Genomic DNA, 10635 nt, shown 5'->3' on the forward strand with positions numbered 1-10635 from the left:
GGCTTTCGCTCACCGTTGCGAGGTGGCGTATATTACGCTTTCCTCTTTCAGAGTCAAGCGATTATTTTCGCTTTTCTCTTCAACCGGCCCGGCTGTTTGTGTGAAGTGATTCACATCCGCCGTGTCGATGGAGGCGCATTATAGGGATCCCATTTTTTAGCACAAGCATTTTTTTGATCTTTTCTTCTGACTGTTCTTTTTTCGTTCTTTCCGCTGAAATCCCACCCGATCTGCTCAAATAATGACGTGATTTTCTCTTGATCAAGCTGAGTAATGGGATCAAAGTCTTTTATAGAACGCACATCAGTCGAGGTTGATATGTCTGCAGTAATCCGTCCCTATAAAGATCTTTTCCCAAAACAAGGCGATCGCGTCATGATCGACAGTAGCAGCGTGGTCATTGGCGATGTCAGACTGGGAGATGATGTCAGTATCTGGCCGCTGGTCGCCATTCGTGGCGATGTTAACTACGTCGCCATCGGCGCACGTACCAATATTCAGGATGGCAGCGTGCTGCATGTCACCCATAAATCCTCTTATAAGCCTGAAGGTAATCCCCTGATCGTCGGTGAAGACGTCACTGTCGGTCATAAAGTGATGTTGCACGGCTGCACGATCGGCAGTCGCGTTCTGGTTGGCATGGGATCTATTTTGCTGGATGGTGTCGTAGTGGAAGATGACGTAATGATTGGTGCCGGCAGCCTGGTCCCGCAAAACAAACGGCTTGAAAGCGGCTTTCTCTATTTAGGGAGTCCGGTAAAACAGATTCGCCCCCTGACGGAGGCGGAAATAGAAGGATTGAAGTATTCAGCCAATAACTACGTTAAATGGAAGAATGATTATCTGGATCAGGAGAGCCAGAACCATCCCTGATCGTCCTCTTCACCCTTGCGGATCGCATCGCTGGCTTCTTCTTCCAGATCCCAGCGATGTTCACGAAACGTATCAAGCGGTATACCGTCGCCAAAACGACGTGCCAGCGTTACCCCTTCAATGGCACACATCATTTGCATGCCATTCACCAGCGCAGGAAAACAGACAGCCAGCTTGTCTTCATCCCAGTCTTCTCGATCTGGGAACTGGATTGCCTGATTCATGCCGATAGCTCCAGTTTAAGTTTCTCAATGACCGGCTCCACATCCGGCAGCACACCGTGCCAGAGCAACACCGCATGCGCAGCCTGCCCCACCAGCATCCCCAGCCCATCAGCAAGATATTTGGCACCTTGATGTTCACACCAGCTCAGAAAAGGCGTTTTACCTTGCTGATAGAACATGTCATAGCAATAAACATGTTTATTGATTAATGACGCAGGGATAACGGGAACATCGCCGCCAATACCGCTTGAGGTCGCATTAATGATTAGGTCAAATTCATGGTCGTTCAGCGCATCCATTGCTACTGCATGAATGCTGCCGGTATGGGCAAATAAAGCGGCCAGCGCCTCTGCCCGGGAGTAAGTACGGTTCGTAATGGTGACTGCGCAATCCAGGGAGAGCAGAGGTAAAATGACACCCCGCGCTGCGCCGCCTGCACCAATGAGCAGAACACGCGCGCCGGGTTTGATAAATGACAGCCGTTCAAGATCGCTCAGCAAGCCAATGCCATCTGTGTTGTCACCCAGAATGCGGCCATCTTCAAGTCGCTTGAGCGTATTGACTGCCCCCGCAAGCGAAGCGCGCTCTGTTAACTCGTCAGCGCGCTCGAATGCCTGCTCCTTAAAGGGCACGGTGACATTTGCCCCTTTTCCGCCACCAGCAAAAAAGGCATCCAGCGTTGCTACAAAGGCATCCACGGGCGCGAGCACACGACCATAAGGGTGTTCGATATGCAGTTGTTGCGCGAATTGCTGGTGAATGAACGGCGATTTGCTATGAGCAACTGGATTACCAAAAACGGCGTACGCTTCCATCTGATTACCCCTGGCGAAAACGTTCGCCGGTCAAAGCATCACGAATTTCTGACGGATTCAGGCGGCCACCTGTCTCACCGATGACCACAGGAAAATCGTCACCAAACTGCGCTAACACCTCTTCTGAAGTACGGCAGGGAGGTAATCCCGTCAGATTGGCACTGGTAGATACCAGCGGCTTACCAAAACGATTACACAGCTCGATAACCAATGGATGGTCCGTTACGCGCACCGCAAGCGAGTCGAAACGCCCCGTCAGCCATTCTGGTGTAGTCGGCCTTGCCGGGAATACAAAAGTTACCGGCCCCGGCCAGGATGAAAAAATGGTTTCACGCTGCGATGACGTCAACATGGAATCATCAATATAAGGTTTAAGTTGTTCGAAACTGGCAGCAATTAAAATCAGGCCTTTTTCTACCGGTCTCTGTTTTAACGTTAATAAGCGTGTTACGGCTACTTCGCTGTCGGGATCGCACCCCACCCCAAAAACAGCTTCTGTTGGATAGGCGATGACTTCTTCATTCTTCAGCACGTCCACTGCATGCGCAACGGAGCCTGATTGCAGGTTATTATTCACTTTTTAATCCGCCGAAACCGGCTTTCCACATTGTTTACTGGCGCAGAAGCGCTTCATACCTTGCGCCGTTTTTTTCTCGATGAGTAGCGGGTAATGGCATTCAGGGCAGCTACCCACTACCGGTTTGAAATTGGTAACGAACTGACATTCAGGATAACGATCGCAGGAGTGAAATGTCTTACCGTAGCGTGAACGGCGTTGCACAAGATGGCCGTTACCACATTGCGGGCAGGCTACGGCTGTTTCATCAGGTTTATCGATCTGTTCCGTGTGATCGCATTCGGGATAGCGACTGCAGCCGATAAACATGCCGAAACGCCCCTGGCGCAGCGCCAGATCGCCGCCACATTGCGGACACGCCTGCCCCTCCAGAACTTTAACGATATGTCCGTCCGCCTGACTTTTCAGGGGACGGACATAATCACATTCTGGATAGTGTGAACAACCGAGAAACGGCCCGTGTTTACCGGACCGGATAACAAGATCTGCCCCACAATGCGGACAGGGCTCATTTTTACGCACCGTAAATAGTGCTGATTTGGCCATAACAACTCTTGGTGCTGCATGATGAATTAATGCAGCATACCTTCATTCACTTCAAAGAGTAATTCTTCCATTTGCTGATAGGCATTTTCACACCCTGGAATATTGAACAGAACCATCAGGATGACCCACTTGAGATCTTCCAGCTCAAATTCTGCGGTATCCAGCGCCATGACGCGCTCTATCACCATTTCTCGCGTTTCGAGGTTCAGCACCTGAATCTGTTCCAGGAATAAGATAAATCCCCGGCAACTGGCATCCAGCCTTTCACACTCTTCAGCCGTATAGATGCGTACAGACAGTGGATCGGAAACTAACTGCATCGGCTCGGCAAGGCCTTCCTGATAATCAGCCAGTTTTTCCAGCCATATTAACGCGTTGTAAATATCTTCCCGTTCGAAACCTGCATCGGTGAGATCGCGTGTGAGTTTGTCCTGATCCACGCGTGCTTCAGCTTCGTTATGGATGTAAGTCTCAAACAAATACATGAGTACGTCGAACATGGCTTGCCCTCCTTAATCGGACATAGCCGCCGGGTACAGCTGCGATCCATCCTGCTAACTCCAGTTCAAGTAGCTGTGCTACCGTTACTGGCACAGGTTGGCCGGCACGTTCAGCGACAACGTCAACAGGTGTTACCTCATCTCCTACGTTAGCCAGGAGCTCAGGAAATGGCAATGCTACCTGGTCCTGATCTGATGAATAAAGCCAATTTTCGGGATCCTGTGGCAGCCATTTCAGTCCGTTTTGCAAACTTTCAAGAATATCTTCTGCTGCCGTCACGGGCGTCGCCCCTTGCTTTATTAACCAGTGAGGACCTTCGCTACCCGGGTTTCCTATTGCGCCTGGTAATGCAAAGACTTCACGCCCCTGTTCAAGCGCACATTTTGCGGTAACAAGCGAGCCGCTTCTTATCATGGCTTCTATAACGAGCACCCCCTGACTGAGGCCGCTAATGATACGATTACGACGAGGAAAATTACCCGGCCACGGAGGTGTAGCAAGTGAAAACTCAGAGATGACAGCGCCGCCGCTCTCTACAAGCTGCCTGGCCAGGGATGTATGGCGGCGAGGGTAGATATCTGCCAGACCGTTCCCCAGAACCGCGACGCTTTTGCCTTTAACGCTGAGCGCAGCCCGATGCGCGACGCCATCAATTCCACAGGCCAGGCCGCTGGTAATTGTAAGACCCGCCAGGGCTAACTGCTCACAAAGAAGTTTGCCCCATCGCTCCCCATACCATGAGTGAGAACGGCTGCCAACAACGGCCAGTTGCAGGCTTGACAGTACCTCAAGGTTGCCCTTAACGAACAAGGCCCCTGGATAATCGGCAATAGCGCGTAACTGATCTGGATAGAGGGCATGATCCGCACATATCAGATGGTGCTCCTGCTCCTCCAGCCATGTCATGCTGCGCTCGATCTCACGCTGTGAAATCGATAAAAACTTCTCTTTTTGTTTATGGGTGAGCCCCATTTCCACCAGCAGAGCGGCATCAATATGGGTTTCACGTTGCAGCTGATGCGCTAATGCCACCATCTTGTCGCCGTACAAATCTCCAGTGCTTATCAGACGTAGCCAAATCTCTGTGGATGTCATCCTTTCCCCTGCCACAAGCCGCTATAGCAATCTTTGCGATTGGTCACTGATGCTGTCAATCAGAGGGGGTTTTGTCTAGAATAGAGGTTATATTCTTATCAACTCCTGAACATGACTCTGGAAATATATGGCAGTTTTGCAAGTGTTACATATTCCGGACGAGCGTCTTCGCAAAGTCGCCGAGCCGGTTAAAGAAGTGAATGCAGAAACCCAACGTATCATTGATGATATGTTCGATACGATGTATGCCGAAGAAGGCATTGGCCTCGCTGCTACACAGGTGGATATTCACCAGCGCATCATCGTCATCGACGTTTCTGAAAACCGCGAAGAGCGCCTGGTTTTAATTAACCCGGAGCTCCTGGAAAAAAGCGGTGAAACCGGTATTGAAGAAGGCTGTCTCTCTATCCCGGAGCAGAGAGCGCTGGTACCGCGTGCAGAAAAAGTCAAAATTCGTGCGCTTGATCGCGACGGAAAACCGTTCGAACTGGAAGCGGACGATCTGCTGGCCATCTGCATTCAGCATGAGATGGATCATCTGGTTGGTAAACTGTTTATCGATTATCTCTCTCCCCTGAAGCAGCAGCGTATTCGTCAGAAAGTAGAGAAGCTGGATCGCATGCGCGCTCGCGCATAATGTGACCCCGGATACAAGGAATAACGTGTCTACATCACTACGTATCATCTTTGCAGGAACACCTGACTTCGCAGCGCGCCATCTGGACGCGCTGTTGTCGTCTGGCCATCAGGTTGTGGGCGTGTTTACCCAGCCCGATCGTCCAGCTGGCCGTGGTAAAAAATTGATGCCGAGCCCGGTTAAGGTACTGGCAGAAGATCATGGTTTACCGGTATTTCAGCCTGCTTCGTTAAGACCGCAGGAAAATCAGCAACTGGTTGCTCAGTTAAATGCTGATGTCATGGTGGTTGTGGCCTATGGCCTCATCCTGCCAAAAGCGGTTCTTGATATGCCGCGTCTGGGCTGTATTAATGTACACGGTTCACTACTTCCACGCTGGCGGGGCGCAGCGCCGATACAACGTTCGTTATGGGCTGGAGATAGCGATACTGGCGTGACGATTATGCAAATGGACGTAGGGCTGGATACCGGCGACATGCTGTATAAACTCTCTTGCCCTATTACTGCCGAAGACACCAGTGCCACCCTGTACAACAAACTGGCAGAGCTTGGGCCAAAAGGCCTGATTGATACCCTGCAACAGCTGGCAGAGAACCGGACTCAACCAGAAGTCCAGGATGAAGCCCTGGTGACCTATGCTGAAAAGCTTAGCAAAGAAGAGGCTCGCCTCGACTGGTCTCTCTCAGCAGTCCAGCTTGAACGTTGTATCCGGGCCTTTAATCCGTGGCCAATGAGCTGGCTTGAGATAGACGGGCAGCCGGTGAAAGTCTGGAAGGCTTCTGTAATTAATGGCAATACTAACGCTGCGCCGGGAACAATTATCGAAGCCAGTAAACAGGGTATTCAGGTCGCGACAGTTGAAGGGATTCTTAATCTGGAATCCTTACAACCTGCAGGTAAAAAAGCCATGAGCGCGCAGGACCTTCTGAACTCCCGCCGTGAATGGTTTACGCCTGGCAACAATCTCGCCTGAGATCATCTCAAATTAAGGCCCGGTGTTTCCGGGCATTTTTATTTTTGCGGTTATGAAAAAACAAAATTTACGCAGCCTGGCAGCACAGGCAATTGAGCAAGTGGTCGAACAAGGCCAGTCACTGAGCAATGTCCTGCCACCGCTACAGCAAAAAGTTTCCGATAAAGATAAGGCACTGCTTCAGGAGTTGTGCTTTGGTGTCCTGCGCACGTTACCCCAGCTGGAATGGTTGATCGGCAAGCTCATGGCGCGCCCAATGGCAGGCAAGCAGCGCGTTGTTCACTATCTGATCATCGTCGGATTTTACCAGTTATTGTATACCCGCATTCCGCCTCATGCCGCACTGGCAGAGACTGTAGAAGGCGCGATTGCGGTAAAGCGCCCACAGCTTAAAGGGCTGATCAACGGCGTGTTGCGTCAGTTTCAGCGTCAACAGGATGAGCTTCTGGCAGAGTTTGCCCGCACGGAAAAACGTTTCCTGCATCCAGACTGGTTATTAAAACGGTTGCAAAAGGCCTACCCCAAAGAATGGGAAGCGCTAATTTATGCCAATAATCAGCGTCCACCGATGTGGTTACGCGTTAACCGCAATCACCACTCCCGTGATGCCTGGTTGGCACTGCTTGAAGAAGCCGGAATGACCGGATTTCCTCATGCTGAATACAGCGATGCGGTTCGTCTGGCGGCCCCTGCTCCGGTACATGCACTTCCTGGATTTGAACAGGGATGGGTCACCGTTCAGGATGCCTCAGCACAAGGGTGTATGACCTGGCTTGATCCGCAGAATGGCGATCGTATCCTCGATCTTTGCGCGGCGCCGGGCGGTAAAACGACACATATTCTGGAGGTCGCGCCGCAGGCCAGCGTGATGGCTATCGACATTGACGAACAGCGTCTTTCCCGCGTCTACGATAACCTTAAACGCCTGGGTATGAAGGCCGAGGTTAAGCAGGGTGATGGTCGAACGCCTGCACAGTGGTGTGGGGATGAGCAGTTCGATCGAATTTTGCTGGATGCACCTTGCTCCGCTACGGGAGTTATCCGTCGTCATCCGGATATCAAATGGTTGCGCCGCGATCGGGATATTAATGAACTGGCACAGCTACAGTCAGAGATCCTTGACGCTATCTGGCCACATCTGAAAACAGGCGGGACGCTGGTTTATGCTACCTGCTCTGTACTGCCGGAAGAGAATAGTCAGCAGATCGCAGCATTTCTGAAGCGCACCCCTAATGCTCGTCTGCATCTGACCGGCACCCCTGCTTTGCCCGGCAAACAAAACCTGCCTGGGGCGGAAGAAGGCGATGGCTTCTTTTACGCTAAGCTAATCAAAGAGTGATGTTGATAACGGGTCACAAGATATGAAAATAATCATTCTGGGCGCGGGACAGGTAGGCGGAACGCTGGCAGAAAACCTGGTCGGTGAGAATAACGACATCACTATCGTTGATACCAATGGCGATCGTCTGCGTGGACTGCAGGATAAATTCGATCTGCGCGTCGTTCAGGGGCATGGCTCTCACCCGCGAGTGTTGCGAGAAGCCGGGGCTGATGACGCAGACATGCTGGTTGCGGTCACCAGTTCAGATGAAACCAATATGGTTGCCTGTCAGGTGGCCTATTCGTTATTTAACACTCCAAACCGAATCGCGCGTATCCGTTCGCCAGATTATGTTCGTGATGCCGATAAGCTGTTCAGTTCCGATGCGGTGCCTATCGATCATTTAATTGCCCCGGAACAGCTGGTTATCGACAGTATTTACCGGCTGATTGAATACCCTGGCGCACTGCAGGTGGTGAATTTTGCGGAAGGCAAGGTTAGTCTTGCGGTAGTCAAAGCCTACTACGGGGGCCCGTTAATAGGTAACGCGCTCTCTACGATGCGCGAGCATATGCCGCATATCGATACGCGCGTCGCTGCAATTTTCCGTCATGACCGCCCTATACGACCGCAAGGCTCAACTATTGTCGAGGCTGGTGATGAGGTCTTCTTTATTGCTGCATCACAGCATATACGTGCGGTAATGAGTGAGCTTCAGCGGCTGGAAAAGCCGTATAAACGAATCATGCTGGTCGGAGGCGGTAATATTGGCGCGGGTCTGGCCCGACAGCTGGAAAAGGATTACAGCGTAAAATTGATCGAACGCGATCAGCAGCGCGCCGCTGAGCTGGCTGAAAAACTGCAAAATACGATCGTTTTTTATGGTGATGCGTCGGATCAAGAGTTGCTTGCTGAAGAGCATATCGATCAGGTTGATCTTTTCATCGCTGTTACCAACGACGATGAAGCAAACATTATGTCGGCGATGCTGGCAAAACGGATGGGTGCGAAAAAGGTCATGGTGCTGATTCAGCGTCGTGCTTATGTCGATCTGGTACAGGGAAGCGTGATTGATATTGCGATTTCGCCGCAACAGGCCACTATCTCTGCCCTGCTGAGCCATGTACGTAAAGCAGATATCGTCGGCGTCTCTTCCCTGCGCCGTGGTGTGGCAGAAGCTATTGAAGCCGTGGCGCATGGCGATGAAAGCACGTCCCGTGTGGTTGGGCGTACTATTGATGAGATTAAACTTCCACCGGGCACCATTATTGGTGCAGTGGTACGGGGTAATGATGTAATGATTGCCAATGACAATTTACGTATCGAGCAGGGCGATCACGTCATTATGTTCCTGACAGATAAAAAGTTTATCACCGACGTTGAACGTTTGTTCCAGCCAAGTCCTTTCTTCCTGTAACCCCTGAAAGGTGCTGTTATTAGCACCTTTTCTTTTTAACCCAATAATAAGTAAGGGTTAAATTTCTGTGACGCATGTCTCTCTTCAATGGCAATCTGCTAATGATTTGTTAAACTTGTATTTGTCAGCTGGCACAAGGAGAACAAAATGAGTTTTATCAAAGAATTTCGCGAATTTGCGATGCGCGGAAATGTAGTGGATTTGGCTGTGGGTGTGATTATTGGTGCGGCTTTTGGCAAGATCGTTTCATCACTGGTTGCCGACATCATCATGCCCCCATTGGGCCTGTTAATTGGCGGGATCGATTTCAAACAATTCGCCATAACACTGCGTGAAGCACAAGGTGATATCCCTGCAGTAGTAATGCACTATGGCGTATTTATTCAAAACGTTTTTGATTTTGTGATCGTTGCTTTCGCCATCTTTATGGCCATTAAGCTCATCAACAGATTAAATCGTAAGAAAAAAGAAGAGCCGGCAGCGCCGCCAGCACCATCGAAGGAAGAAGTTCTGCTTACTGAAATTCGTGACTTACTGAAAGCGCAAAACAACCGCACTTTGTAAGTCTCTGTAAGCAAGAAGACCAGTGGTAAGAAAGCGATTCGCTTGCTTGCCACTGGCCTCCCAGTTACCCCGCTTTGCATGTTTAGTTTTACGCAGATAACTTCCTTTTCCTTTCTTATTTTTCTCGATTCGCTGTCTGAATAAGGGATCATGTAGTAGTGCTTCGATGGCATTATCGTTGATCTGACCTTTCTTGTGCTGGTAATGGCTCATACTTTCTCCAGTGTTCAAAATATCGACGCGAGTGTAGAGGGTGCTGACAATAAAATCAATGTCCACGAGCCCCGCCATTTGCTCCTTGTTCCAGAGTTTCCAGAATGGAACAGTAAACGCTGCTATGTGCCGTACCGCAACAGGCATCATTCAGCCGCTGCAATGAGAGCCGCATGGTTTGTAGCTCTTCGATACGCGCTTCGACTTCACTCAATCTCGCCTGAACAATGCTTTTTGATTCCTGACAGGTATGATGTTCAGGATCGATGCGGATCGAGAGCAATTCACGGATCGAATCAAGAGTAAATCCCAGCTGTCGTGCATGACGAATAAACTTGAGCCGCTGAAGATCCCGGTCGGTATATAGCCGGAAGCCACCTTCGGTGCGTACCTCATGTTCCATCATTTGCTGCTTTTCGTAATAACGAATGGTATCAGGGGTGACGTCAGCCAGCTTCGCAAGTTCGCCAATACGATACATGGCTAGTCCTCCTTTATTTTTTGCGTTAGTCGTTCGGCATAATCGCCGTGCAGAAATTCAGTACTGACTCCCGCCTGGCGCAGCTTAAGCTCCAGAAGAGCTAGACGGCGAGTGAAATCGGCATGCTCAGCGGAGTCTTCTCGGATCGTAGTAAGCAATTTAGAAAGCGCGACCGCCTCTTTACGCTGTTCAAGTTGAGGAGGAAGACAACCTGCATTTTTCAACATGCGATAACCCGCGCGCAGCTCTTCTGGGACATGTGAATCATCTTCCAGTATAAGCGGCTGACCATTACCGGGCAGATTATCGAATTCACCCTTACGTTGGGCATCCAGAATATGTCGTTCTGCCCATTGGTCAAGTAACCACATAGCAAAACTCCAGAGAAAAGGAAATGA

General features: G+C 50.4%; 15 protein-coding genes. 6 read left to right on the forward strand and 9 right to left on the reverse strand.

The genetic code is table 11. The features are described 5' to 3' along the window. Positions 1–318: 318 nt before the first annotated feature. Positions 319–873: a gamma carbonic anhydrase family protein gene (locus MXM41_RS22325; protein WP_325934452.1), complete on the forward strand. Its 555-nt coding sequence runs from the start codon at positions 319–321 to the stop codon at positions 871–873. On the opposite strand, the gene MXM41_RS22330 is transcribed toward MXM41_RS22325, so the two are convergent. Genes MXM41_RS22330 through dprA form a run of 6 tightly spaced genes read right to left on the reverse strand, consistent with a single transcriptional unit; the run spans position 849 to position 4631 of the window. Then, entirely contained in the window at positions 849–1097 is a 249-nt protein-coding gene (locus MXM41_RS22330) for a DUF1488 domain-containing protein (protein WP_325934453.1), read from the reverse strand. The genes MXM41_RS22325 and MXM41_RS22330 overlap by 25 nt on opposite strands. After that, positions 1094–1912 (reverse strand): shikimate dehydrogenase, encoded by an 819-nt coding sequence (gene aroE / locus MXM41_RS22335; RefSeq protein WP_325934454.1) that lies wholly within the window; start codon positions 1910–1912, stop codon positions 1094–1096. The genes MXM41_RS22330 and aroE overlap by 4 nt, the downstream gene beginning before the upstream one ends. A 4-nt stretch (positions 1913–1916) precedes the next feature. Then, entirely contained in the window at positions 1917–2489 is a 573-nt protein-coding gene (gene tsaC / locus MXM41_RS22340) for an L-threonylcarbamoyladenylate synthase type 1 TsaC (protein ID WP_325934455.1), read from the reverse strand. 3 nt (positions 2490–2492) lie between these two features. Beyond that, on the reverse strand, positions 2493–3035 hold the full coding sequence (locus MXM41_RS22345) for a type I DNA topoisomerase (RefSeq protein WP_325934456.1): 543 nt from the start codon (positions 3033–3035) through the stop codon (positions 2493–2495). Positions 3036–3061: 26 nt separating this feature from the next. Further along, positions 3062–3535, reverse strand: coding sequence for a DUF494 family protein Smg (gene smg / locus MXM41_RS22350; protein ID WP_039032055.1), 474 nt, complete (start codon positions 3533–3535; stop codon positions 3062–3064). After that, positions 3507–4631, reverse strand: a complete 1125-nt coding sequence (dprA, locus tag MXM41_RS22355) for a DNA-protecting protein DprA (protein ID WP_325934457.1) — start codon at positions 4629–4631, stop codon at positions 3507–3509. Before dprA ends, smg begins: the two co-directional genes overlap by 29 nt. A gap of 127 nt (positions 4632–4758) precedes the next feature. Between dprA and def the strand changes: the two genes are divergently transcribed. From def to mscL, 5 genes are all read left to right on the forward strand, one after another. Then, entirely contained in the window at positions 4759–5268 is a 510-nt protein-coding gene (gene def, locus MXM41_RS22360; protein ID WP_032614674.1) for a peptide deformylase, read from the forward strand. Between the two features lie 25 nt (positions 5269–5293). Next, complete coding sequence (gene fmt, locus MXM41_RS22365) at positions 5294–6241, forward strand: methionyl-tRNA formyltransferase (protein ID WP_325934459.1); 948 nt, start codon at positions 5294–5296, stop codon at positions 6239–6241. A 52-nt stretch (positions 6242–6293) separates the two neighbouring features. Continuing rightward, on the forward strand, positions 6294–7580 hold the full coding sequence (gene rsmB / locus MXM41_RS22370; RefSeq protein ID WP_325934461.1) for a 16S rRNA (cytosine(967)-C(5))-methyltransferase RsmB: 1287 nt from the start codon (positions 6294–6296) through the stop codon (positions 7578–7580). A gap of 22 nt (positions 7581–7602) precedes the next feature. After that, positions 7603–8979 (forward strand): Trk system potassium transporter TrkA, encoded by a 1377-nt coding sequence (gene trkA / locus MXM41_RS22375; protein ID WP_325934462.1) that lies wholly within the window; start codon positions 7603–7605, stop codon positions 8977–8979. A gap of 147 nt (positions 8980–9126) precedes the next feature. Next, positions 9127–9543 carry a large-conductance mechanosensitive channel protein MscL gene (gene mscL, locus MXM41_RS22380; protein WP_325934464.1) on the forward strand — a complete coding sequence of 139 codons (417 nt, stop codon included), beginning with the start codon at positions 9127–9129 and terminating at the stop codon, positions 9541–9543. Here mscL and MXM41_RS22385 read toward each other — a convergent pair. Genes MXM41_RS22385 through MXM41_RS22395 form a run of 3 tightly spaced genes read right to left on the reverse strand, consistent with a single transcriptional unit; the run spans position 9511 to position 10608 of the window. Then, positions 9511–9756, reverse strand: coding sequence for an alternative ribosome-rescue factor A (locus MXM41_RS22385; RefSeq protein WP_325934470.1), 246 nt, complete (start codon positions 9754–9756; stop codon positions 9511–9513). The two genes, mscL and MXM41_RS22385, sit on opposite strands and share 33 nt — an antisense overlap. A gap of 55 nt (positions 9757–9811) precedes the next feature. Beyond that, positions 9812–10237, reverse strand: coding sequence for a Zn(2+)-responsive transcriptional regulator (gene zntR / locus MXM41_RS22390; RefSeq protein WP_325934465.1), 426 nt, complete (start codon positions 10235–10237; stop codon positions 9812–9814). A 2-nt stretch (positions 10238–10239) separates the two neighbouring features. Then, complete coding sequence (locus MXM41_RS22395; protein ID WP_325934466.1) at positions 10240–10608, reverse strand: DUF1992 domain-containing protein; 369 nt, start codon at positions 10606–10608, stop codon at positions 10240–10242. Positions 10609–10635 lie beyond the last annotated feature (27 nt).

This window comes from Leclercia adecarboxylata, from assembly GCF_035787115.1.
Taxonomy (GTDB): Bacteria; Pseudomonadota; Gammaproteobacteria; order Enterobacterales; family Enterobacteriaceae; genus Enterobacter; species Enterobacter adecarboxylatus_E.

Coding starts and splice junctions, on each gene's coding strand:
- MXM41_RS22325 (WP_325934452.1), top strand. CDS start 319: ATGTCTGCAGTAATCCGTCCCTATAAAGATCTTTTCCCAAAACAAGGC.
- MXM41_RS22330 (WP_325934453.1), bottom strand. CDS start 1,097: ATGAATCAGGCAATCCAGTTCCCAGATCGAGAAGACTGGGATGAAGAC.
- aroE (WP_325934454.1), bottom strand. CDS start 1,912: ATGGAAGCGTACGCCGTTTTTGGTAATCCAGTTGCTCATAGCAAATCG.
- MXM41_RS22345 (WP_325934456.1), bottom strand. CDS start 3,035: ATGGCCAAATCAGCACTATTTACGGTGCGTAAAAATGAGCCCTGTCCG.
- smg (WP_039032055.1), bottom strand. CDS start 3,535: ATGTTCGACGTACTCATGTATTTGTTTGAGACTTACATCCATAACGAA.
- dprA (WP_325934457.1), bottom strand. CDS start 4,631: ATGACATCCACAGAGATTTGGCTACGTCTGATAAGCACTGGAGATTTG.
- def (WP_032614674.1), top strand. CDS start 4,759: ATGGCAGTTTTGCAAGTGTTACATATTCCGGACGAGCGTCTTCGCAAA.
- rsmB (WP_325934461.1), top strand. CDS start 6,294: ATGAAAAAACAAAATTTACGCAGCCTGGCAGCACAGGCAATTGAGCAA.
- trkA (WP_325934462.1), top strand. CDS start 7,603: ATGAAAATAATCATTCTGGGCGCGGGACAGGTAGGCGGAACGCTGGCA.
- mscL (WP_325934464.1), top strand. CDS start 9,127: ATGAGTTTTATCAAAGAATTTCGCGAATTTGCGATGCGCGGAAATGTA.
- MXM41_RS22385 (WP_325934470.1), bottom strand. CDS start 9,756: ATGAGCCATTACCAGCACAAGAAAGGTCAGATCAACGATAATGCCATC.
- zntR (WP_325934465.1), bottom strand. CDS start 10,237: ATGTATCGTATTGGCGAACTTGCGAAGCTGGCTGACGTCACCCCTGAT.
- MXM41_RS22395 (WP_325934466.1), bottom strand. CDS start 10,608: ATGTGGTTACTTGACCAATGGGCAGAACGACATATTCTGGATGCCCAA.